General features: G+C 66.4%; 23 protein-coding genes and 1 pseudogene. 9 read left to right on the top strand and 15 right to left on the bottom strand.

Translation table 11 applies throughout. The annotated features are described in order from the left end of the window. Positions 1-56 precede the first annotated feature (56 nt). The gene (locus ACHQ4I_RS24830) at positions 57-230 is read left to right on the top strand and encodes a hypothetical protein (RefSeq protein WP_420774242.1); all 174 of its coding nucleotides are present in this window, start codon (positions 57-59) and stop codon (positions 228-230) included. Positions 231-300: 70 nt separating this feature from the next. Here the strand turns inward: ACHQ4I_RS24830 and ACHQ4I_RS24835 are convergent, their stop codons facing one another. The 5 genes from ACHQ4I_RS24835 to ACHQ4I_RS24855 form a co-directional block, all read right to left on the bottom strand. Continuing rightward, on the bottom strand, positions 301-864 hold the full coding sequence (locus tag ACHQ4I_RS24835; RefSeq protein ID WP_420774243.1) for a TetR/AcrR family transcriptional regulator: 564 nt from the start codon (positions 862-864) through the stop codon (positions 301-303). A gap of 197 nt (positions 865-1,061) precedes the next feature. After that, positions 1,062-2,420: a cytochrome P450 gene (locus ACHQ4I_RS24840; protein ID WP_420774244.1), complete on the bottom strand. Its 1,359-nt coding sequence runs from the start codon at positions 2,418-2,420 to the stop codon at positions 1,062-1,064. A 522-nt stretch (positions 2,421-2,942) separates the two neighbouring features. Next, entirely contained in the window at positions 2,943-3,296 is a 354-nt protein-coding gene (locus tag ACHQ4I_RS24845; protein WP_420774245.1) for a zinc ribbon domain-containing protein YjdM, read from the bottom strand. 64 nt (positions 3,297-3,360) lie between these two features. Next, positions 3,361-4,176: an alpha/beta fold hydrolase gene (locus ACHQ4I_RS24850; protein WP_420774246.1), complete on the bottom strand. Its 816-nt coding sequence runs from the start codon at positions 4,174-4,176 to the stop codon at positions 3,361-3,363. Positions 4,177-4,200: 24 nt separating this feature from the next. Then, a complete protein-coding gene (locus tag ACHQ4I_RS24855; RefSeq protein ID WP_420774247.1) occupies positions 4,201-4,575 on the bottom strand; it encodes a DUF5313 family protein in 375 nt (124 codons plus the stop codon). 71 nt (positions 4,576-4,646) lie between these two features. On the opposite strand from ACHQ4I_RS24855, the pseudogene ACHQ4I_RS24860 reads away from it, so the two are divergent. Next, positions 4,647-5,008: pseudogene (locus ACHQ4I_RS24860) on the top strand (transcriptional regulator). A gap of 193 nt (positions 5,009-5,201) precedes the next feature. Then, positions 5,202-6,845, top strand: a complete 1,644-nt coding sequence (locus ACHQ4I_RS24865) for a SulP family inorganic anion transporter (protein ID WP_420774248.1) — start codon at positions 5,202-5,204, stop codon at positions 6,843-6,845. Between the two features lie 51 nt (positions 6,846-6,896). Here the strand turns inward: ACHQ4I_RS24865 and ACHQ4I_RS24870 are convergent, their stop codons facing one another. From ACHQ4I_RS24870 to ACHQ4I_RS24885, 4 genes are read right to left on the bottom strand one after another with little or no spacing between them, the layout of a single operon-like run. After that, positions 6,897-7,163, bottom strand: coding sequence for a CBS domain-containing protein (locus ACHQ4I_RS24870; protein ID WP_420774249.1), 267 nt, complete (start codon positions 7,161-7,163; stop codon positions 6,897-6,899). Positions 7,164-7,192: 29 nt separating this feature from the next. Continuing rightward, entirely contained in the window at positions 7,193-9,484 is a 2,292-nt protein-coding gene (locus tag ACHQ4I_RS24875; protein WP_420774250.1) for a heavy metal translocating P-type ATPase, read from the bottom strand. Then, positions 9,478-9,861, bottom strand: a complete 384-nt coding sequence (locus tag ACHQ4I_RS24880) for a hypothetical protein (protein WP_420774251.1) — start codon at positions 9,859-9,861, stop codon at positions 9,478-9,480. The genes ACHQ4I_RS24875 and ACHQ4I_RS24880 overlap by 7 nt, the downstream gene beginning before the upstream one ends. A 32-nt stretch (positions 9,862-9,893) precedes the next feature. Further along, positions 9,894-10,571: a DUF4389 domain-containing protein gene (locus tag ACHQ4I_RS24885; protein WP_420774252.1), complete on the bottom strand. Its 678-nt coding sequence runs from the start codon at positions 10,569-10,571 to the stop codon at positions 9,894-9,896. Positions 10,572-10,839: 268 nt separating this feature from the next. Here ACHQ4I_RS24885 and ACHQ4I_RS24890 point away from each other — a divergent pair, with 268 nt between their 5' ends. Genes ACHQ4I_RS24890 through pspAB form a run of 4 tightly spaced genes read left to right on the top strand, consistent with a single transcriptional unit; the run spans position 10,840 to position 13,187 of the window. Next, complete coding sequence (locus tag ACHQ4I_RS24890) at positions 10,840-11,418, top strand: PspA/IM30 family protein (RefSeq protein WP_420774253.1); 579 nt, start codon at positions 10,840-10,842, stop codon at positions 11,416-11,418. Then, a complete protein-coding gene (gene pspAA / locus ACHQ4I_RS24895; RefSeq protein ID WP_420774254.1) occupies positions 11,415-11,693 on the top strand; it encodes a PspA-associated protein PspAA in 279 nt (92 codons plus the stop codon). The genes ACHQ4I_RS24890 and pspAA overlap by 4 nt, the downstream gene beginning before the upstream one ends. Positions 11,694-11,698: 5 nt before the next feature. Further along, positions 11,699-12,607 (top strand): zinc metalloprotease HtpX, encoded by a 909-nt coding sequence (gene htpX / locus ACHQ4I_RS24900; RefSeq protein WP_420774255.1) that lies wholly within the window; start codon positions 11,699-11,701, stop codon positions 12,605-12,607. Between the two features lie 7 nt (positions 12,608-12,614). Further along, the gene (pspAB, locus tag ACHQ4I_RS24905) at positions 12,615-13,187 is read left to right on the top strand and encodes a PspA-associated protein PspAB (protein WP_420774256.1); all 573 of its coding nucleotides are present in this window, start codon (positions 12,615-12,617) and stop codon (positions 13,185-13,187) included. 36 nt (positions 13,188-13,223) lie between these two features. On the opposite strand, the gene ACHQ4I_RS24910 is transcribed toward pspAB, so the two are convergent. Then, the gene (locus ACHQ4I_RS24910) at positions 13,224-14,642 is read right to left on the bottom strand and encodes a wax ester/triacylglycerol synthase family O-acyltransferase (protein ID WP_420774257.1); all 1,419 of its coding nucleotides are present in this window, start codon (positions 14,640-14,642) and stop codon (positions 13,224-13,226) included. A gap of 173 nt (positions 14,643-14,815) precedes the next feature. Between ACHQ4I_RS24910 and ACHQ4I_RS24915 the strand changes: the two genes are divergently transcribed. Next, positions 14,816-15,796 carry a 1-phosphofructokinase family hexose kinase gene (locus tag ACHQ4I_RS24915; protein ID WP_420774258.1) on the top strand — a complete coding sequence of 327 codons (981 nt, stop codon included), beginning with the start codon at positions 14,816-14,818 and terminating at the stop codon, positions 15,794-15,796. A gap of 97 nt (positions 15,797-15,893) precedes the next feature. Here ACHQ4I_RS24915 and ACHQ4I_RS24920 read toward each other — a convergent pair whose 3' ends face one another. The 5 genes from ACHQ4I_RS24920 to acsA are packed head-to-tail and all read right to left on the bottom strand — an operon-like array spanning position 15,894 to position 21,429. Continuing rightward, positions 15,894-16,148 carry an acyl carrier protein gene (locus ACHQ4I_RS24920; RefSeq protein WP_420774259.1) on the bottom strand — a complete coding sequence of 85 codons (255 nt, stop codon included), beginning with the start codon at positions 16,146-16,148 and terminating at the stop codon, positions 15,894-15,896. Positions 16,149-16,166: 18 nt separating this feature from the next. Further along, positions 16,167-17,684, bottom strand: a complete 1,518-nt coding sequence (locus tag ACHQ4I_RS24925) for a 2-oxo acid dehydrogenase subunit E2 (protein WP_420774260.1) — start codon at positions 17,682-17,684, stop codon at positions 16,167-16,169. Continuing rightward, entirely contained in the window at positions 17,685-18,653 is a 969-nt protein-coding gene (locus tag ACHQ4I_RS24930) for an alpha-ketoacid dehydrogenase subunit beta (protein WP_420774261.1), read from the bottom strand. Next, entirely contained in the window at positions 18,650-19,633 is a 984-nt protein-coding gene (gene pdhA / locus ACHQ4I_RS24935; RefSeq protein WP_420774262.1) for a pyruvate dehydrogenase (acetyl-transferring) E1 component subunit alpha, read from the bottom strand. Before pdhA ends, ACHQ4I_RS24930 begins: the two co-directional genes overlap by 4 nt. Continuing rightward, the gene (gene acsA / locus ACHQ4I_RS24940) at positions 19,630-21,429 is read right to left on the bottom strand and encodes an acetate--CoA ligase (RefSeq protein WP_420774263.1); all 1,800 of its coding nucleotides are present in this window, start codon (positions 21,427-21,429) and stop codon (positions 19,630-19,632) included. The genes pdhA and acsA overlap by 4 nt, the downstream gene beginning before the upstream one ends. A gap of 337 nt (positions 21,430-21,766) precedes the next feature. Between acsA and ACHQ4I_RS24945 the strand changes: the two genes are divergently transcribed. Next, a complete protein-coding gene (locus tag ACHQ4I_RS24945) occupies positions 21,767-22,321 on the top strand; it encodes a flavodoxin domain-containing protein (protein WP_420774264.1) in 555 nt (184 codons plus the stop codon). Positions 22,322-22,801 lie beyond the last annotated feature (480 nt).

The raw sequence follows: 22,801 nt of genomic DNA on the forward strand, positions 1-22,801 counted from the left end.
AGGGAACCGGCATTGCGATCGTATGAGGGACGAACGCAAGGCCGGTTCACTTCAGCATGGTCCACTCAGACTCGCAGACCGTCTGCGATCACTTCCACCAACCGTTCTTCTGCACCCCACTCCCGTTCCGGATCTCCGCTCTCGCAGTGATCGTCTGGGTGGTGCTGGCGATCCTCGGCCTCGGTGCTGGCAACGGAGGCGGCGGCAAGCCGGGTATCGCAATTCGGTAGGAACTCGCCTACTTGTCAGACATGATGTCGCCTGGGCGACACTGTGTCCCGGCTGGTCAAGGCAGGCGGGCTAGGGTCGCAACCCGGACAAGGTGACCGTGACCAGTCGGCGCACAGCCGCCTTGGATCGCAACGCATTCGCCGCCGACAGCGCCGAAAGACTGAACCGCGCGAGTTCATCGGCCGGAACATCCGAACGCACCACACCGGCATCGGCCGCGGCGCCGATCAGATCACGAACCAGCTCATGTAGATGCCGCTGCGCGTGCACCACATGCTCACCCCGATGCAACAGCGACACCATCTCCCCACCGTGCCGCTCGTAATCGATCATCGCGTACATGGTGAGCACTTTCTCCAGCCGCTGCCCGATCTCACCGCCCTGTTCGACGATATCGGTCAGCTGCTGCAGATGCGCGCTCACATGCCGCTCGTGCCATGCCCGCAGAATCGACTCGACATCAGGAAAGTACTTGTACAAAGTGGCGCGACCGATCCCCGTTGTCTCGGCTATCTGCGTCATCGTCACCGATGCGACACCATGTTCCTGCACCAGATCAGCAGTGGTGTCCAGCAACGCATCACGTACCGCCTGCCGATGCGCGGTGATCGTGTCGTTCCATAGTTTGGGCACATGCCGAGTGTACCGAGGTCACAGCATCGTTCCTGCGTCGCTCGCACCGCTGGGGCGACCGTGTGACATCAACGCCGAGTACACAGTGGCCAACGCGCGATTCTCATTCAATACACTCCGCATGGACATAATCAGAACGTATTGAAAAGCGTCCACGGTCGGCACGCGCCCCGGAACCGATGGTCGCGGATCGCGCGCTATCCCCGTTCGGTCAGGGACGCGATCAGCGGGAACTTGGTGCTGAGGGTGATCGCCGTAGCCGGGGTGGGATCTGGGTTCTCAATGGTCAACTCGAACCGCCGCATGATGGTCGACAACGCGAGTTGCATTTCCATCATCGCGAACGCGTTGCCGATGCAGAGGTGTCCACCCGCACCGAAGGGCAGGTAGATGTTCCGGTCACGGGCGGCGACCGCGTCGGCGGCGAAGCGGTCCGGGTCGAAGGTGTCCGGCTGATCCCAGACCTCGGGATTGCGGTGTGCGTGATAGTAACTGAACATCACCGGAGTGCCCGCCGGGATGAGGTGGCCCCCGATCTCATCGGCCTCGCGGGCGCGGCGTTGTCCCATCCACGCCGGTGGCATCAGCCGCAACACCTCCTCTATCACCTGTTTGTTGTAGGCCAACGCGGGCAGGTCGGTCACGGTGGCGTGGCCGCCGGACAGCGCGGTGTCGACGTCGTCGCGCAGCCGCTCGCGCACCTCCGGATGCAGTTGCAGAAACAGAAGGGCCGAGGTCAGAGCCGAGGAGCTGGTTTCGTGACCGGCGAAGAGCATGGTGACGACCTCGTCGCGCAACTCTTTGTCGGTGAAGTTCTTGCCGGTCTCGGCGTCGGTGGCGTTCATGAGCATGGCCAGCAATCCGCCATTGTCGTTATCGCGGAGCTGGTCGATCACCGAGTAGACGATGGCATCCATCTCGCCGATCGCCCGCCAGAAGCGGCGGTGGCTCGGAGTCGGAAACTGCAAGGGGATCAACGGCATCCGGATGAACTTTCCCAGTTCGTAGTTGACCCGCTGTGTCGCGCTGGCGAAACCGGTCACCTCCGGTCCGTGCGCATCCATTCCGAACAGAGCCCGCACCACGACCCGCAATGTGAGAAGGCTCATCTGCTCGCCGACATCGATCGTGCGGCCGGTTCGGGCGTGTTCTGCCCATTCGTCGCACATGGCGTCGATCTCGGCCACCATGATCTCGCTGAGCGCGTTGATCTTCTTGTGGTGAAAGGCGGGTTGGGCGAGGCGCCGGTTGTGTCGCCACTTGTCGTGATCGGCGATGGTCGCCAGCCCGCGGCCCGCGAACGGCTCCAGGATGTCGTACATCTCGGTCTCGCGGGTGAAGTTCGCCATGCGTTCCTGCAAGATGTACTTGATGTGGTGGGGATGCGTAACGCCGACCATGACCCCGTTGATCAGCTGAAACCGAAACACGTCACCGTGCTGGGACCTGGCGTCGGAGAGAAACGTAATCGGTTCGGTGAGAAAGCGTTTGGTGTTGCGGAGGCGGCCGGAGACCATCGGGGGCAACGCACGGACACTGGTAGCGATAGACGTCACAGGACCAAGTAAAGCCGATAGCGCAGAGCTTGCCACGGTTGGCAAATGCGCCCGAAAACGACTGTCCACGGGCTGATGTCGCCAACCGCGGCGACCTGCCGATCACCCGTCAATCGAGATCGAGCCTCGGCACCACAGCGATCCCGATCGGCACCACCACCGTCGACCTGGGCGTCAAGGGCGGGCCGAATTGCCCTGCCATGGAGGTGAGTCCGTGGCGGACGCGGGGTCTACGACTCCGCGCACTCGGGCTGGAACGAACTCCACCCGATCCTGCACTGCCAGCGCATCGGCACCTGGCAAGGAGGCTGGGCAACCTCGGGCACACCCGACATCGAACGATGGTGCTCGATGATCGCAGACGCCGAAAGCCCCTCGACTGCAACTGAACAGCAGAAACCAGAAAACCAATGGCAGGTGCATCCGGCCGTCGACGGCTGCACGCTCGCACCCGACCGCCCCGACATCCGCCGATCATGGGTCGACTGCGGAACTGCCGCGAGGGGTCGCACTGTGTGACTGTCAGATTTTCTTGACCACGCTGGATTTCAGCTGGAGGGGGCCGATGCCGTCGACCTTGCAGTCGATGTCGTGGTCGCCGACGCCGTTGACAAGACGAATATTTCGGACCTTGGTGCCCGCCTTGATTCCGGTGGCGCTGCCTTTGACCTTGAGACTCTTGATCACGGTCACGGTGTCGCCGTCGGCGAGGACATTGCCGACGGAATCGGTGATGACGGTCTCCTGTGCGTTGGCTGGGTCCGAGCCAAGACCGGAGGTCCATTCGTGCGCGCATTCCGGGCAGATCAGCAGCGATCCCATTTCGTAGGTGTAGGCGCTCGAACACGCGGGGCACGGGGGCAACGATTCGGTCATCAGGTTGGTCCTTTTCATCGGCGGGACTGGGTGGTCCGGTGGTGCTGCGAAATCCGTGCTGGCCCTATGCCGGTGGGGCAGTGAGGAACTCGATGATCACGCGGTTGACTTCCTCGGGCCGCTCCAGGTAGCCGTAGTGCCCGCAGCGGTCGATCTCGACGTAGCGGGCACCGGGGATCGCGGCGGCGACTTCCTTACCGAATACGGTCGGGGTCATGCGGTCGTCGGCGAAGCCCACGACGAGGCTGGGAATGGTGATTCGCGCGTAGTCGGCGAGGCGATCACGGGAGCGGTCCATCCCGATCTGGGCCCGCACACCGGGCGAATGCGCGGCCGAGGCGGAGTATTCGAAGATGTCGAGCCATTGCTGGGCGCTGACCGGGTCCTCGAGCGTGTGCGGCGACAAATTCAGCATGGCCTTGATCGCGGCCGCGTACTGCGGGGGCAACTGGACGCGTTGATCATGCAGGGCCTGCTCGCCGAGATTGAGCGCGTGGGCCATCGGATGCGGACGACCGACCGCGGCGAGCATGACCGCTTTGGCCACGAGATCTGGGCGCGACAGCGACAACTCTTGGACAACCCGAGCGCCCATCGATGTGCCGACCACATGCGCCGGTGCACCGCCGAGATGCTCGATCAGCGCGGCCGCATCGGCGACGAGGTCGTCGATGCTCATGCCTTCGGCGCATTCGTCCGACGGCGCGATCCCCCGGCTGTCCATGGTGGCGACCCGGAATCCGGCCTGCACCAGCGCCGGCACCTGGTAGGTGCGCCAGACTCGGCCGGGGCTACCGGTCCCCATGATCAGCAATACGAGTGGACCGGTACCGGTGACGTCGTAGCTGAGTCGGATCCCGTTGAGGGTGGCTATGGGCATGATTCTGCTTCCGTTGGTGGTGGTTCAGGCGCGACCGTGGCGGCGTTCGTAGTCGAGACGATCGGCCTCGGCGCGCCGTCGGGACTCCGCGTCGGCCAGCGCCGGGTCGAGGCCGTGCTTGATCAGGCGGCTGCGCCGGTAGACGTACATCAGGGCGGCAGTGAAATAGATAAGCGGCAGGTACAGCAGCGCCATCATCGCCAGTCCCATCCATTTCGGACCGGGCACCAGCAGAAACAACATGAGCACCGGAATGATCGGGATCAGGAACCGCATCAGATAACGGCGCGCCGCACCCGGTCCGGTCAGGTCGTTGAGCACCCATTCCGACATCGACGGGGGCAGGGTGCGGCCGAGGATGTAGCCGATCCGCTGCGGCAGTGTGGGGGTGTTCGGCATAGGTCTCCTGTTTGCTAAAGTGCGCAATCAAGAGATTAGACGTCGGCCGAGGCTGGCCTCGACCGGGGAGGTTGGTTCCACAGTGCCGGGATCGACTCACGCCACTGCACCGGAGGAAGGTCGACTTCTCCGACACGCCCGGGCATCGGATGTGCATTCCGGTCCTGGAGCTACTCATGAGCGGGGACACTTCGTTGCGGAGATGCTGCCCGAGGTCGGTGTCGAACTGGCGAATTCGCCCCAGCGGTTGTCGATTTCGCGGCGCGCCGGTTTGGTTGGCAACCGCTGTGTCGCAGGTTCGGTGACCTCTGCGCCGACCTCGCCGTCGATCGATGAGTTGCTGCTGATGGCCCGCGCCACCCTGACCGGGGTGGTGGCGGGGCAGGTCGAGTTGCCCGAGGAGCCTGTCGCGGGTTCGCCCGGCGTCGGCTGAGAGCGCCGAAGGGTGGGAATGATCACCCGATCAAACCCGGCCAGCTGATTGCATGATTTCTAAACTAGTAACGTAGCGATTTTCGAAGGAAGGCACCCCTGTGACCGATAGCTCTGCGTCCACCGTGAACGCAGGCCCAACTACGCGAGCGACTGGCCGCGCTGAAACTTCGACTGCTCGACAACCGCTGACCGTGCGAGCGCTACTACCGACCTGGCAGGAATGGCAGCCCGCGGTTCGGGCACCCGGTGCGGACCTGCTGGCGGGTTTGATCGTCGCATTGGTGGCGCTGCCGCTCGCGCTCGGATTCGGCATCAACTCCGGTCTGGGCGCGGCCGCGGGCCTGGCCACCGCGGTGATCGCGGGCGCACTGGCCGCGGTGTTCGGCGGCTCACGGTTCCAGGTGTCGGGCCCGACCGGCGCGATGACCGTGGTGCTGGTGCCGATCGTGCACGCACACGGCGCGAGCGGGGTCCTCACGGTCGGGCTGATGGCGGGCCTGGTGCTGGTGGTGCTCGCGGTCGCCGGGGTCGGTCGCGCGGTGCGTTATATGCCCGCCCCGGTGATCGAGGGGTTCACCGCCGGTATCGCCGTTGTCATTGCGCTGCAACAGTTTCCGGCCGCCCTCGGCATCGCACACGTCGACGGTGACAAGGTGTGGCAGTCGGCGTTCGACTCGGTGCGCCGCTATGTCGAACAGCCGAGTGTCGCCACGCCGGTAACGGCACTGGTGGTGGCGGCGGTCATCGTGATCGGTGGCCGGTATCTGCCCAAGCTGCCGTTTGCGTTGGTAGCGGTCGCCGTGGCCACGGTCGCCGCCGAATTGTTCAACATGAATCTGACCAGGATCGGCACCATTCCCGCAGGCTTGCCCGCGCCGTCGTTGAGTTTCGTGCATCCCAGTCAGCTGGGGTCGTTGGTGGCGCCCGCGCTTGCGGTGGCGGCGCTGGCGGGGTTGGAATCATTGTTGTCGGCTACCGCGGCCGACTCCATGGCGGTCGGTACCCGACACAACCCGGATCGCGAACTGTTCGGACAGGGCCTGGCAAATATCGCCGCGCCGCTGTTCGGCGGTGTGCCCGCTACCGGGGCGATCGCCCGCACCGCGGTGAATGTGCGCTCCGGTGCCCGCACCCGGCTGGCCGCGCTGACCCATGCGATCATCCTGGCGGCGATAATCTATCTGGCCGCGCCGCTGGTCGCGGACATCCCGGTGGCCGCACTCGCGGGTGTGCTGCTCGCGACGACCCTGCGCATGGTGGAAACCGCCTCGCTGACGGCAATCGCGCGGGCCTCGCGCGGCGACGCGATCATCATGGCGGTCACGTTCGCGGTCACCGTCGCACTGGATCTGGTCACTGCGGTGGCCGTCGGTGTCGGATTCGCGATCGTGCTCGCGCTGCGGTCGGTGGCGCGGGAGGCCCGCCTGGAACAGGTGCCGCTCGACGAGAGCGACCATCTCGCCGAGGAATACGAGCTGCTGCGCGATCACATCGTCGCCTACCGCATCGAGGGCCCGCTGTTCTTCGCCGCCGCACACCGATTCCTGCTGGAACTGGCCGAGGTCGCCGACGTCAAGGTCGTTATTCTGCGCATGTCCAAGATCACCGCACTCGACACCACCGGCGCACTCGTGCTCCAAGACGCCATCACCAAATTGGAGCACCGGCACATCACCGTGCTGATGTCGGGACTGCGCGCCGATCACCATCGCCGCCTGTCCGCGATCGGTGCCCTCCCCGCCGGTGGCGCGGAAGCGATCTTCACCCACACCGCCGCTGCGATCGACCACGCTCGACGCTACCTGCCGGTCGGCCACGCTCCGGCCACCCCATAAGAACCCCGATCCGAGCAGGTGAGCTGGTCGATCGCCCGTCGCCTGTCGCATTCAGGGCGTTACCGCGTCGGCGCGCACCTCGTCGATATGCGTGACGCCGTGCACGGTGCGCGCCGGGCTGGCGATGACGCGCTCCCGATACTCGTCGTCGACGACCGGCAGCGCGGCGGAGCCGTTCTCGGTCAGCAGCGAGATCGCCTCGTGCAGTGGCGTTTCCGGATGCACTGTCACGACCGGACGGCTGAGTATTCGCGTGCGTACATGGTTATCAGCGTGCCCTCCCCTCCCTACGACAACGAGAGGCCTCGTGCCCGCCACGATGTGGCCAATGTCGGCGAAGGTCGACGCTATCGACCGACGCCCGGATCGTGGTCACCCGGATTGTGCGCCAAGGTGAACAACGCTTCGTCCTCCTGGGCGAAGTGCAGCGTGAGGACCGCGTCCAAGCCGTACAGGGTGGCGCGCAGGTCATCGATCTGGTCCGCGCGGATGCCGTCCGGCGACTCGGCGAGATGGCGGCGGATCCGCTCGACCAGGCGCTCGATTTCGGTATGCTCGCGGCTCATGGTGACCATCGCCTCCGGGTCGCGCAGGTAGCTCGCCAGAGCCGGATACAGCTGCGTCTCCTCGGCGCGCTCATGCGGCAGGACGTCGGCGGTGAGTACATCCAGAGCCTGGTGCAGTGCGGTGTCGGCATCGGGTACCGGACCGCGCGACAAGGCGTCCGCGGCATCGCGCACGGCAGCTCGGGCGGCATGCAGCCGTTCGTGTTCGCGCGCGAAGCGCGCCACCAGCGGGTCTATCGCGGCGCTGCGCCGGCCACGCCCGATGCGCAGAACCCGCAGCGCGTTCAGGATTACCGCGACGTCGATTCCCTCCTGCACGAGCGCTCCCGCCGCGGGCACCAACAATCCGAACGCCGCCGCGATCATGGCCACCAGTGAGAGCGACATGCCGGTGAGCGCGCTCTGCACGGCCAGCCGACGCGTTCGCTGCGCGATGTCGACGGCATCAGCCAGCCGGTCGATGCGGTCGTCCACGATCACCGCGTCGGCGGCCTGCACCGCGGCGGTCGATCCACGGGAGCCGAGCGCGACGCCGACATCCGCCGCGGCCAGGGCCGGTGCGTCGTTGACGCCGTCACCCACCATCACCGTGACACCGTCGTGCTGTTCGGCGCGGATCGCTGCGATCTTATCGGCGGGGTCGGCGTCTGCGACCACCTCGGTGAGGCCCAGCATGCGCGCAACTTCGGTCGCGTTGTCGACCCGGTCACCGGTGAGCAGGAGCAGCCTGCGCAGGCCAGCTCCGCGCAGTCGGCGCATGGTCCGCGCCGCGTCGACACGGATGCGGTCGCGCACCAGCAGCGCCGCGACCGGGACATCGTTGACCGAAACCCAGATGATGCCGGCCAGATCCAAGTGTGCGCGTCGTGACGCCGCGCCGACCCAGGGTGCGGGGTCCGTGTCGGCGGGCAACCTGCCGACCCGCACCCGATCGCCCTCGACCGTACCCGTCGCCCCTTGTCCGGGTTCCTCCGAAATATCCACGGCCGCAGCCGGTTTCAGCCCACGCGTCGCAGCAGCGCCGATGACGGCTTTGGCCAGCACATGCGGTGAATACTGTTCGACCGCGGCCGCCTGCCGCAATACCACCTCCGTGGTCGCGCCGGGAGCGGTGACGATATCGATCACCTCGGGGTGGCCGACGGTCACGGTGCCCGTCTTGTCCATCGCGAGACACCGTGCGCGCCCGAGCGTTTCGAGCGCCGCACCATCCTTGACGACCACTCCCGCCCGCGCGGTCCGCGACATCCCCGCGGTGACCGCCACCGGCACTGCGAGCAGTAGCGGACACGGCGTCGCGGTGACGATCACGGCGACCGCGCGAACCGGGTCCGCGGTGACCGCCCATGCGATGCCCGCCATGGCCAGTGCGATGGGCAGGAACCACACCGCCACTCGATCGGCCAGTCGCGCAACCGGCGCCGCTGCGGCTGCCGCCTGTCCGGCCAGTGTCACAATTCCGGCGTAGGTGCTCTGCTCGGCCGTGGCCGCGGCCCGAATATCCACAGCGGCACCGGCATTCGTCACCCCACTGCGCACATCCGTGCCCACCTTGCGAACGACGGGCACCGGCTCACCGGTCAGTGTCGACTCGTCGAACACCCCCTCGGTGCTCAGCACACCATCGACCGGGACGGTCTCCCCCGGCAGCACCACGACCACATCGCCGGGACCTACCGCGGCGGCCGGAACCGTCTCGATTCCGTTCGCCCGCCGCAGATGCGCCCGAACCGGGGCCCGTCGCAACAACTCCGAAAGATCCCGCCCCGCCTGGCGCCCGGCGTACGCCTCCAGCACCCGTCCGGTGGCGACCATCAACGCGATCAGCGCACCCGCGAAGTACGCGCCGACCGCGGCCGCACCGGTCAGCGCGATCACGGCGAGCAGATCCGCACCGTATCGCCGCTTGCGCAGATCGGCCGCCACCCACCACAGCGTGGGCACCAGTGCGATCACCGTCGCCGCGAGCCACAGCAGATCGGCCGCGGTCGTGTTGAACGGACGCGCGACCAGACCCGCCGCCACCAGTGCGCCGATCACCGATCCCAGCAACGCCTGCCGAAACATCAGCATCGAACTCCGGTTACCGCGAAGCGCTCCACCTCGGCGATATGTCCGCCGGTGGCGACGGCGACGGTGAGAGTGCCAGGGCAGGTCACCGCGAACGGAACCGTCGTGGTCCACGGTGTATCGGCTCCGCCGGCGGGGATGCCGGAGACCTCGCCCACCGGCCGCGCTCGGTCGAGCCGTCGGATCTGCACGCGCAGACTCTCGTCCACACCGGTGATCCTGCCACCCACCGTGACCGGAGACCCGACCAGCGATTCGTAGCCGGGGATGGTCAGCGTCAGGGTGCTGTTCTGGGTGCCGACCACCTCCCACGGTTTGTTCGCACCGGTGCCGATGCGGACCAGATGCAGCACGGCCGCCGTCGCCGCCAGTACGGCCACGATCCAGATGCGACGGTGCGGTGTCGGGGCATTCACAGCGGCGCCGAATCCGACAGTTCCCGTGACCCCTGGTCCAGCCGGAACGGCGGGTATTCGTCACGCATCAGTGCCGCATAGGCCAGGACTCGATAGAGCCAGCGGTTGATGCCCAGGATGAAGTCGAACAGCCGTCGTGGGTATCGGGCGGTGAACAGCAGGATGACGGCGGCGATCAGGACGAGCACGCCGAGCAGGGGTATGGTGCCGCCGGAATCGTTGTCGTCGGTGCCGATAGAGGCGCCGCCCCCGGTCATGGCGAGCACCACCGCATAGTGCGGTATCGCAAGCAGCCACCATTTGATCAGGACCAGGCCCCGTGACAGCCGCTCGGGATAGTCGACCTGGAAATCGGCCGGATAGTCGGTGGATCGCAGGGTGAACGGCGGATACCGGTCGGTGCCGAGCGTGGCAGCGGAATAGAACTGCACCCGCCACGACCAGCGGATCACCCCGACATTGAAGTCGAAAATTCCGCGCGGATACCGGCCGGTGAACAGAATGGCGACTCCGGCCACCACGGTGAGCACCACGAAGGCGATCCACAGGAAGAACAGGATGATGAAGTGCGGTATCGCGAGAATCCATTTCACCAGCCACAACCATCGTGACAGCGGCTCGTCCAGGTCGCCACGCAGGTTGACCGGATAGTCGGAGGTCTCGGAAGAACTCATGATCAGTGCTCCTAAGCGCTTGCGTTGCTCCGACTGTCGCATCCATGTGGGCCGTGCAAGAGAGGCCGAAAGCCCCCTGCGCAGGTCCGAATTCCCCTACATGACCGTGGGGGCCGCGCGACGACAGTGGAATCGGATCCCCCATCCGTTCGAAGGAGTTGTCATGGACTGGACGACCGCCGCCGTACTCATCGCCGTGATCTTCGCGGTGATGGTCATTGCCACCACGTATTTGTCCGCCAAGAAGCAGTAGCGCAAGGTGATGACCATGGGCATCGCATGCCGCATGGCATTGCTGTTTCGGGTCAAGGCGAACAAGCTGCTCGACCGCAGCGAGGACCCGCGCGAGGTACTCGACTACTCATATCAACGACAACTCGAAATGCTCGCTCAGGTGCGCCGTGGCCTCGCCGATGTCGCCACCAGCCGCAAACGCATCGAACTGCAGCAAGTCCAATTGCAGCAATCCGCCGACCGGCGGCGGCAGCAGGCTGCCGAGGCCGTCACCCACGATCGTGAGGATCTGGCCAGGGAGGCGCTGACCCGCCGTGCCGCTGCGCTCGCCCAGCTGGACCAATTGCGCCCACAACACGACGAACTGGCAGCGCAGGAAGCGCAATTGACGCCTGCGGACAAAACGGCGCAAATGCGGTCGCGCGCATTGGCGCTCGATGAGCTGGTCGTGAGCGGGGCTCTCGACGACGCGACCATACCGGCCGACCGGAACGACGATATCCAAGCGGCCTTGGACGCCATATCGAGCAGCGGCATCGCATCCGAATCAGCACAGCTGAAGAGTCGAAGCACCTCGGTCATCGACGCACCGAAGGAGGCGTCCGGATCATGATCATTCGCATACTCGGCGAGGGACAGTTCGACGTCGCCGATACCCACATGGCCGAACTGAATTTCCTCGACGAGCAACTGGTCCAGGCCGCCGATGCGGGCGATGAGACCGGTTTCGCCCTGACGTTGCGTCAACTGCTCGCCGCGATCCGATATCGCGGAACCGCGATCGCCGACGACCGCATCGAGGTCTCCGATCTCGTGCTGCCGTCGGCGGATATGCCACTCGCCGAGGTCCGCGCGATGCTGCGGGACGACGGTTTGATTCCGGGGTAATCGCGGTGCACACCCGATTCCGACCGGACCATCAGCTGACCGCTCGGATGGTACTGACCATGTTCCTGCTCGGACTGGTCTATGTGGCGTTCATCGCGGCGCTGGTGGTACTCATCAAATCGGTCGTGGTGATCGTACTCATCGTGGGCGCACTGCTCTGGGCCCAGTTCTGGTTCTCCGATCGAATCGCCCTCTACGCCATGCGCGCTCGAATCGTCACGGCCGAACAGGAGCCGGTGCTGCACGGCATCGTCGACCGGCTGTGCGCCACCGCGGATATGCCCAAGCCACGGATCGCGATCGCCGACACCGAACTACCGAACGCCTTCGCCACCGGCCGCAGCACCCGGCACGCCGTGATCTGCGTGACCACCGGCCTACTACGGCGATTGGACGCCGAGGAACTCGACGGCGTACTGGCACATGAGCTTTCGCACGTGGCACACCGGGATGTGGTGGTCATGACTACCGCGTCGTTCCTCGGCGTGCTCGCCGGGCTCGTCACGCGATTCACGATGTACTCCACCATGTTCGGCGGCGGCCGGGACCGGCGCTCGGACAATCTGTTCCTGGCCATCCTGCTCGTGATGGCGGTGTCGGCGGCGGTCTACGCGATCAGTTTCCTGCTGATCCGGGCCCTGTCCCGGTACCGGGAGCTGGCCGCCGACCGGGCGGGAGCCATCCTCACCGGCAGTCCGTCGGCACTGGCCTCGGCACTGACCAAGATCAGCGGGGATATCGCGCGGATCCCCAGCCGCGACCTACGCGCCGACCAGCCGTTCAACGCCTTCTTCTTCGCACCGGCCTTCGGTGCGGGGGTGAGCTTGTCGACACTGCTCTCGACCCACCCGAGCCTGGAGCAACGCCTCGACCAGCTGGCTCGGCTGACCACCGAACTGGGCCCTGGGGTCTGAGGCCCCGATGGGATTCTTCGACGCGCTGCTCGGCCGGACGGTACCCGTACCGCCGAATCTCGATGTGCTGTTCACCATTCCGCCCGCGGCCTATACCCTCCAGGCCGCCATCGACGTGCAGCCCACCGGAATCGGCGCTGTGTGCTTCAAGCAGGCCGAAGGAGCGGGTGTCCAAGGGGCGCTCGATGAGGCGCTCGCCTTGCTGCGGCTCTACCCGAACGTCACCATGATGGTCACCCACGATGAGTTCGGCTTCACCTGGTTCACTGGCAAACAGGAGATCATCGATCTCGCCGAACTCGTGACCGCATTGCATGCGGTGAATTCCACACTGTCGGAGGCGGGCTTCGGCCCGAACCTGCTGTGCACCGTCATCGGTTTCGCCGACCCCAAGGGCCGACGGCGACTCGGCCTGGTGTACCTGTTCAAGCGCGGCACCATCTATCCGTTCGCCCCGCTGGACGACCGGAAACGCGATACCGCCCTCGAATTACAGACGCGCGCAGCACTTTCCGCGGAACTTCCGATCGAACCCGAACTTCCGCGCTGGTTCCCACTCTGGGATGCGCCCGTGCCGTGAGATCAACTCGGAGTCCCATTCAGCCACTCCACTGCATCAGCCATCCAGGTGACGGCTCTGCTCCTGCTCCCCCGTCGCTCGCTTCCCGGCACCTGAACCGTTGAGTGGCACTACTACCGGGCGACGACGGGACTGCGCGAGAAGCTCGGCGATACCGTTTTCGATGCCCTCGGCGATCATGTCGATATCGGGGGTTGTGTCGTAGTCGCCGGTGATGCCGAAGGTGAGTCGGTCGTGGTAGCTGAGGATCGCGATGGTCGTGCGCAGGCGCATCGCGATAGGGATGCAGGGCAGGATTTCCAGTACCTCGCGCCCCTGTACGGTCAATCGATGCCGCGGGCCGGGGACATTGGTGGCGAGGGCGCCGACGCTGTGCTGCGGGTAGCGTCCGGCCAGTCGGAAGGCCCAGGCGACGACGGCGAAGGGCAGCCATTCGGCCATCGACAGCATCGACTTCTCGGCCTCGGCCTCACCCTTCGCGCGATGCCGAGAGATCCGGTCGTGCACCGTCGCCAAGCGCCGCACCGGATCCTCGATTTCGATGGGCAGGTACGGGATCATGGCCGAAACCCTGTTGTCCATCAGATATTTCGCGTCCGACGGGCGCACGGATATCGGCACCAGAATGCGGAGCTTACCGGGTGTGGGCTCCTCGCCACGCTTGTGCAATACGACTCGGTAAGCCGAGGCGATGGCCGCGAGTGCGACATCGTTGACCGTCGCATCGAAGGCCGCGCCGATCTCCCTGATTTCGGGAAGCGAGGCGCGGGCGACCGCATAGCGCCGTTGCCGCCCGATCGGCCCGTTCAACGAGGACGTCGCGGTCGGGGCGACGGCGGCGAACACCACCGGTACCAGACCACGCACCACCGACACAGCGAACCGTGGCGCCACTATCGGCAACCTCATCCCCTTGGCCACCTGACCCCATAGGCCGCTAGGCGAACGACCTTCAGCGCGAGCGCCTTTCGCGTTGCCGTCGTCGGCTGACCGATCGCACAGGCGCTCGAACAGTGTGATGCCCGAGATGCCGTCGACCATGCTGTGATGGGCCTTGACGATCATTGCCCAGCGATCGCCCGCCAGTCGCTCGACGACCACGCACTGCCACAGCGGATGATCTCGGTCGAGACGTTCCTCCAGTTCCGTCGCGATCAGTTCGCGCAGCGCCGACTCGTCGCCGGGCTCCGGCAGCGCGGTCCACCGAATATGGTGCGCCAGATCGAAATTCGGGTCGTCTTCCCATACCGGTGCGGTGAGGTCCAGCGGCGCCCGGCGCACCCTCTGCCGGAGCCGGGCGTTACGCGCGAGCCCCGCGGCCAATCCCGCGGTGAACTCTTCGCGCGTCGGCGGCGGGCCCGCCACGATCGCCACCGCGCCAATACCCAGGCTGATATGCCGGTCAGTGTCCTCCAACTCCATGAACCCCGAATCCAAAGGGCGTAGCTCGGTCATGGTCAACCTCGAACAGATCGATGGTGGCAGCCGGTACCTCGGATGGGACAGTGTGGCACTGCCACTAGATAATCCTCGCGCGCGAGCATCGCTGCAGGTGAGAGACAAAGGTCGACAGTCATAGCGCCGAATTGCCCTATATCCCGCGGCAGCTTCGGCGGACCTTGAGAAGTATGGATTCCGGCAATCCAGACCGTACCCCGTCGTCGATACTGACCGTCACGCTGAATCCGACCGTGGACATCTGCCTGGAGGTGGAACGGCTCTGTGGTGAGGGTAAGAACCGGGCCCGACTGTGCTCGGTTCGAGGTGGTGGCGGTGGTATCAATGTCGCCCGCTGCGTCCGCAGGCTCGGTGGTTCCGCGACTGCTCTGCACACCTCCGGCCGGGAGATCGGTCGACGGCTCGATCGGATCCTGGACGAGGAAGGCTTGGACCATCGACGTATCGAGATCGACGGGGACACTCGGGAGGCCTTCGTCATCGCCGAGGGGCGCTCCGGGCACAGCTATCACATCGTACCGCCCGGCCCTGTGCTCAGCGAAGCTGACGGTGAGCGTTGCCTGGCGACCGTAATCCAGATGGCGCAACACTTTTCATACCTCGTCATCACTGGAAGCATGCCGCCCGGAGTACGCGACGACTTCTGCGCCGAGGTCGTCAGGCTGGCTCACGCCGACGGCATCCGTGTCGTGCTGGACGTGGCGGGAGCGCAGCTGCGCAAGGTGGTACAGGAGCCGGTCTTCGTGAACCGTCTCGATCGCAGCGAGGCCGGCGCCCTGATCGGCCGCCCCATCGCGACCTTTGCCGACGCAAGGGCCGCCAACGAGTCCGTCCTCGAGTCGGGTGCGGTCACCAACGCGATCACCACGGTCGGCGCACTCGGCGCCGTGCTATCCACCCAGACCGCGCACAATGAGATCTCCGCGCCTGCGCTACCCCACCCTCCGCGCAGCGACGCCTGTGCGGGCGACAGCCTGATCGCCGCGGTGACCTACCGCCTCGCGATGGGCGACAACTGCGTTCGCGCGTGCGAATACGGAGTCGCGGCGGCCGCGGCGACGGTGCTGCTCCCGGGGACCGAGGTATTCGAGCCGACCACCGTCGAGGAACTGCTGGCAGCCGTGCGCACGCACTGGTTGATCCGGCGATAACGCGTCGGCCCCTCGAAGAGGTGCGGACGAGGACGCCGGGCGGACTGGCACCACTTCGTCCGCTTCCAGACCGAAATCGACCGAATCGCTCGACCGTTCAGGTCGTCGCCGTGAGGAACTCTACACAGGAGCCGATGGTGGCAAGGTGCGGATAGTCGGCCTCTTCGATTCGTATTCCGGTTGCGCGCGTGAGCCTTTCGACAAAGGTGAGGAAATCGAGGGAGTCCAGGTCGAGCGTGGGACGCAGCGGTTCGGCCTGTGTCAGTGCCGCGAGGTCCGCGGCTGGAGCGAAGCCGGTCAGTGCGGTCCTTACGACCGAATCCGCGTCCGCGCGAGACAGGGTGTCGGGCATGGTCGTTCACCTCTCAATTCACAGCTGATCCGGGTGCTGTAGCAACTCGGCGATGGTGTTCAGGAAGCGGGCGCCGACGGCGCCGTCGCTGACGCGATGGTCGGCGGCGAGGGTCACGGTCACCTGGGGGCGCACGCCGAGAAATCCGTCTACCGCGCAAGGGCGTTCGCTGACGGCGCCGAATCCGACGATGGCCACCTGGGGCGGCGAGATCACGCCGATCACCGATTCCACGCCGAGATCGCCGAGATTGGTGACGGTGATGGTAGCGGCAACGGTATCGGAGGAGCGCAACCGGGCCTGCCTGGCCCTGGCGACCACATCGCGCAGCTGTGTCATTACGGTGCGTGGGTCCATCGTGTCGGCCCGGGCAATGGTCGGTGCGAGGATGCCGCCGCCGCGCAACGAGACGATCATGCCGAGATCGACGGTATCGGCCGGGTGGAATTCGTCGTCGATCCAGTGCCCGTTCACGGCGGGCACCGTGCGCGCGGCCAGCGCCACCGCGCGCAACAGCAAGGCGGCCATGACAATTCGGTCCGGTACCGGAGCGGCCTTGTTCACCTCGCGCAGCCAGTCGGTCGCGGCAGCGAGATCAATGGTGCTCGACAGGTAGTAGTGCGGAATGGTCTGTTTGGAGCGGGTCATGGTCGCCGCGATCGTGCGGCGCATCGCCGCCGAATCGCGCGGCGGCGCAGATTGTGGTTGAGGGCGTGCCGAGGTAACCCGACTCGGAACCTCCGGTGTTTCCACCGAAGCACGGTCAGTGGTCGGCGATGGCTGTGCGGCACGAACATCGGCGGAGCGAATAGCCCCGCCAGGACCGCTGCCCGATACCGCCGACAAGTCGATGCCGAGTTCCCGGGCCAGCCTCCTCGCATATCCGGACGCGTGGATATGCCCGGGCGCCGCGAGAGGGGCGCCACCCGGCCGCGGTGGCGCGGCCGCGACCATGCCCCGACGGGCCGCGACGGCATGCTCCACGTCGGCGCGAAGGATGCGTCCACCCGATCCCGAACCGTTGACGGAGGCGAGATCGATTCCGGCCTCCTCGGCCAAACGCCGAATCAAGGGTGTGGCATGGACGTCGGCCTCAGGAATCCTCGGCACGGTGGCCGTCGCGGCCGGGCGCGAACGCTGGCGCCGCTTGGGCTTGCGCCGAGCCGCAGTCGATCGATCGGCCGTGGCCGCGACGGATGCGGCCTCATCGGAGGTGCGCTCGGGCGCTGCCGACTCGGGCGCCTGCGTCGAGCTCACCGCCGTCGGCACCGCTCGCGCCCGAGCCTCGGCCGGTCGAGCCCCGTTCGGTTCGATCGTCGCCAGCACGGTGCCGACCGGTACCGTGGCTCCTTCCGGCACCAGGATTTCGCCCATGGTGCCATCGTCGAAGCATTCGACCTCGATCGCCGCCTTGGACGTATCGACCTCGGCGACGATGTCCCCCTTGTGCACGACGTCGCCGGTATGCACCCGCCACGTCAGCAGCGTGCCCTCCTCCATATCCGCCCCCAGCGACGGCATCCGGAATTCCGACATTCAGCTCACCACCCGGCGCACGGCCGCGACCACGTCCTCGGCCTGCGGTAGAGCTGCCTGTTCCAGGTGTTTGGCGTACGGGATCGGCACCTCGGCGGTGCACACCCGCTGCACCGGCGCATCGAGTTCGTAATATCCCTGTTCGGCGGCGCGCGCGGCGATTTCGGCGGCAATGCCGACACTGCGCCAGCCCTCGTCGACAACGACCAGGCGGTGGGTGCGTGATAGCGATTGCAGCAGTGTGGTCTCGTCCAGCGGTCGTAGTGTACGCAGATCGATCACCTCGACTTCGATGCCATCGGCCGCCAGCGCGTCGGCGGCGGCCTCGGCGACCCGAAGCGTGCCACCGTAGGCGACGACCGTGGCCGCGGCGCCCGCACGCCGGATCACCGCCCGATCGATATCGGTCGCCCCTGCGTCGGCAGGCAATTCGGCTTGCGAGTTGTACAACACCGCAGGCTCGAAGATCAGCACCGGATCCGGGTCCTGCAATGCGGACCAGAGCATGCCTCGTGCGTCGGCGACCGTTGCCGCCGACAGCACGCGCAGCCCGGGGATATGCGCGTAGAACGCCTCCAGGCTGTGCGAATGTTGTGCTGCCAGTTGCCGACCCGCGCCGGTGGCCATCCGGATCACCAGCGGCACCGACAGCTGTCCGCCGGACATATGCCGCAGCGTCGCCGCGTTGTTGAGGATCTGATCCAGCGCGAGCAGGCTGAAGTTGACGGTCATGATCTCGACGATCGGCCGCATGCCGCCGAGTGCGGCGCCGATGCCCGCGCCGACGAACGCCGATTCACTCAGCGGCGTATCCCGGATCCGGCGCGGCCCGAATTCGTCGAGCAGGCCGCGACTCACCCCGAAGCAGCCGCCATAGGCGCCGACGTCTTCGCCCATGAGGAATACCCGCTCGTCGCGAGTCAGCGCCTCGCGCAGCGCTTCTCGCATCGCATCGCGATAGGTGGTCATGAGCGCTCCGTATAGACGTATCGGGTGAGGTCGCCGACCGGTTCATAGGGCGCGGCCTCGGCCGCGGCGATTGCGGCGTCGAGCTCGCTGTCGGCGTCGGATTGCATTGCGGCCAGGTCGTTGTCGCGCAACTCGCTGGAGGCGCACAGTTCGGCGAACAGCCGCGGGATCGGATCCTGTTCCTGCCACCGCTCGACCTCGGCCTTGTCGCGGTAGCGATCCGCGTCGTACATCGAGTGCGCGCGGAAACGATAGGTGCGCAACTCGAGGAAGCACGGACCGCCACCACCGCGAATGGATTCCACCGCCCGTCGCGTCGCGGTCGCGACCGCCGGCGCGTCCATGCCGTCGACCGGCCAGGACGGCATCCCATAAGACGACGCGCGCAGCGCGAGATCGGTCGCCGCATGCTCGCGGGCCAGCGCGGTGCCCATCGCGTATTGGTTGTTCTCGCAGGCGAACAACACCGGAAGCTGCCACAGCGCGGCCAGATTCAGGCATTCGTGGAATTCGCCCTCGGCCACGGCCCCGTCACCGAATAAGCACACCGTCACCATCGGGCGCTCCTGCAACGCGTCGGCCATGGCCAAACCCACCGCGACCGGCAGACCGCCCGCGACGATGGCATGGCCGCCGTAGAACCGCCGCTCGGCATCGAACAGGTGCATCGATCCGCCGTGCCCGCGACTGCAACCGGTGGCGCGGCCGTACATTTCGGCCATCACCGCGGCCATCGGGATGCCGCGTACCAGCGCGTGCCCGTGTTCGCGGTAGGTGGATACCACCGCGTCCTCGGGACCGATCGCGGTGAGCACCCCGGCCGCCACCGCTTCTTCACCGATATACAGATGCATGAATCCGCGAATCGAGCCGGCACTGTAGAGCTGCACGCACCGCTCCTCGAAGCGGCGGATCCGAACCATCTGCCGCAGCAGTTCGATCCGCTCGTCCTTATCCAGTGCGGCGGGGTCGGCGTTCATGACACTCCCTCCAGGGTCGAGGTATCCCCCTCGGGCAAACCGAGTTCGCGCGCCTTCAGCAGCCGCCGCATCACCTTGCCGCTGCGGGTATGCGGCAGGTTCTCGGTGAACTCGATCTCCTTGGGCGCCACCGCGCCGAGGGCACGCCTGCCGAAAGCGGTCAGTTCGGCACGCAGGTCCTCCGACGGCGCAAATCCTGGGCGCAGCAAGACGAACGCCTTCACGAGCTCGCCCGCCACCGGATCCGGTTTGCCGATCACACCTGCCTCGGCGACCGCGGGATGCTCCATCAGAGCGGTCTCCACCTCGAACGGACCCACCAGGTGACCGGCGGATTTGATGACGTCGTCGGCACGGCCGACGAACCAGTAGTAGCCGTCCGCGTCACGGCGGGCCAGATCACCGCTCAGGTACCAGCCGTTCGCGAAACACCGCGAATAACGCTCTGGTTCACCCCAATAGGCACGGAACATCGACGGCCAGCCGCTGCGCAGCGCCAGCTCACCGACCTCCCCCGGCTCGGCGAGCGTGACGCCGCCCGCCAGGGCCGCCCGGCCGTCCGGGCCGCGCCGCAGCACGGCCGCATCGATACCGGGCAGCGGTCGGCCCATCGAGCCCGGACGCACCGGTGTGGCGGCGAAATTGGCGATCATGATGGCGCCGGTCTCGGTCTGCCACCAGTTGTCGTGTACCGGTCTACTGAGCACCCGTTCGCCCCAGAGCACCACCTCAGGATTCAGCGGCTCGCCGACGCTGGCGATGAACCGCAGGCTCGACAGATCGGTGCCCTCGGGCAGTTCGTCCCCGTAGCGCATCAGCATGCGCAGCGCGGTCGGTGCGGTGTACCACACCGAAACCCGCTCCGCGGTCAGGATGTCGTACCAGCGGCGCGCGTCGAACTCGGCCGCGTCGCTGATGACCGTCGCGCCGAGACACAATGGGGCGATCACACCGTAGGACATGCCGGTCACCCAGCCCGGATCGGCGGTACACCAGAAGATATCGTCGGCCCGCAGGTCGAGTGCGTAGCGCGCGGTGACCATATGGGCGAGCACCGCGCCGTGAACGTGCAGGGCGCCCTTTGGTTTCCCGGTGGTGCCGCTGGTGAAATGCAACAGCGCCGCATCGTCTGCGCGGGTCGGCACGATCGCGAATTCGGGATCGGCGGCGGCCATCGCGGTCGCCAGATCGACCCCGTCCGGCTCGCCACCGTCGGTCAGCAGCACTGTTTCCAGCTCCGGCACCGCGTCCCGGATCGGCGCGATCTTGCGTCGGTACAGCCCCTTCGACGTCACGACCACATTGGCCTGCGCGATCGCCAGCCGCTGGCGCACCGGCTCGGGGCCGAAGGCCGAGAACAGCGGGGAGACCACGCAACCGGCTTTGAGCGCGCCGAGGATCGCGATGTAGAGCTCCGGGGTACGGCCGAGCAGCACACACATCCGCTGTCCGCGTTGAATCCCGTTGGCCCGCAGCACATTCGCGAACCTGTTGGTCGCCACGGCGAGGTCGGCGTAGCTGTATTCGACGGCGCTGCCCTCGGTACGCAGCCAGCGCAGTGCGATCGCCTGCGCCGCGGGACCTGCCGCGTGCCGGTCCACCGCCTCGTATGCGATGTTCAGGCCACCGCCCGGCAGCCCGTCGAGCCCATGGCGCGCGGTCTCCCACGAGAAGTCCCGATGCTCCTTGTCATAGTCGGCGAGGTTGGCCCGCACTCGGTCCGATGCCGGTTTCTCGATCGGGGCCCAAGCGAAACAGGCGCCCGCCGGAGCGCCGGTCGCGGTCGTTTCTGTCATAGCGCTATGGTCTGCGGCATACGCGTCCAGCGGCAGAGTCCCCCGACCCGCAGGTGTCGCCGGTTTTCCGGCGGCAAGTCCCCGGCCGAAGGGACTTTCGGCTCTGGTCACGGCACGACCCGATGCAGCGGTCGTTCGGCGGCCGGCGCATATCGCGGGCACCCGGACCCGCGCGCTGGTCACCCGCCGGGCTGGAGCTGGACATCTGCCGCTTGCCGACATCGGCTGAGGCGCTGCGGGCCCACCGTCCGCCGCGTTCCGAATTGGGACATTGGTCCCCGACGGACGGGTATCACGGCTCTCACTACCTTGCGGGCTCCTGCGCGACGCTGAGGGTATGGAATCGAACGCACCTCGCATCGCGGTCGTGTACGCGACCGAAAAGGGATCGACCCGCGATGTCGCGGAGTTCATCGCTGCCGAGCTGGGCGAGCAGGGCGCCGAAGTAGAGCTCGCTGACGCCGAGCACGCACCGGAGCTGTCCCGCTTCGATACGGTCGTGCTCGGTAGCGCGATCCACGATATGGACCTCCTGCCCGCCGCTGTCACCTTCGTGCGAACGCACCGGAAGGCATTGCTGAACAAGAACGTCTGGCTCTTCAGCCTCGGCCTCGGACCTGCGCTCGGCGGGCCCATCGGAAGCCGGATCGGCCGCATCGTGCCCAAGAAGATTGCCGCGCTGCGTGACTCGATATCGCCGCGGGACTACCAGCCGTTCTCAGGACACTACGAACACGTCGGCATCTCGCTCAAAGCGAGGATTCTTTATCGCTTGATGGGCGGCGGCCGGTACGGCGATCTACGCGACTGGGCCGCCATCCGCGCCTGGTCCGCAACCATTGCGGAATCACTCGGTCTGCCCGCCGCGCAGTCGAACACCGTTGTTCGGTAAACGGAGTCGAGCTGACGTCGCATAGCGAAGATCCCGCCGAGATCACCCCCTGATCGCAGTCGGGAACCGGAGCACACTTTGATGCCCGGCCCCGCGCCGCCGAGGCTCGGATCCGTCGCTGATCGATTCGATTCGGTGGTAGCTGCGTGCGATTTCGCGGAATCCGCCGCTGAGAGGCGTGATCTGGTGTAACTTCCGTAGTAGAGGCCCCCGAACCGCCCATGGTTCGGGGGCCATCGCCATTCGACCCGGTACGCAACGGGTCGCTCGAACGGGCGGCTACTTACGACGATCGACCCACGAAGCCGGTTGCGGACAAGCCCGGAGCCCATGAACGCGATGCCCCGGTGGCTGTTCCGATACGCCACCACGCCAATCGTTCGGCGAGTTCGGGCAGCCATGCGGGCGGTACGCCGTTCAGCTCCCGTCGTGCACCGCTGATGGCGGCACGGAGGACGTCGGCGGAAACCGCCGGAAAGT

This window comes from Nocardia nepalensis, from assembly GCF_048910785.1.
Classification (GTDB): Bacteria; Actinomycetota; Actinomycetes; order Mycobacteriales; family Mycobacteriaceae; genus Nocardia; species Nocardia nepalensis.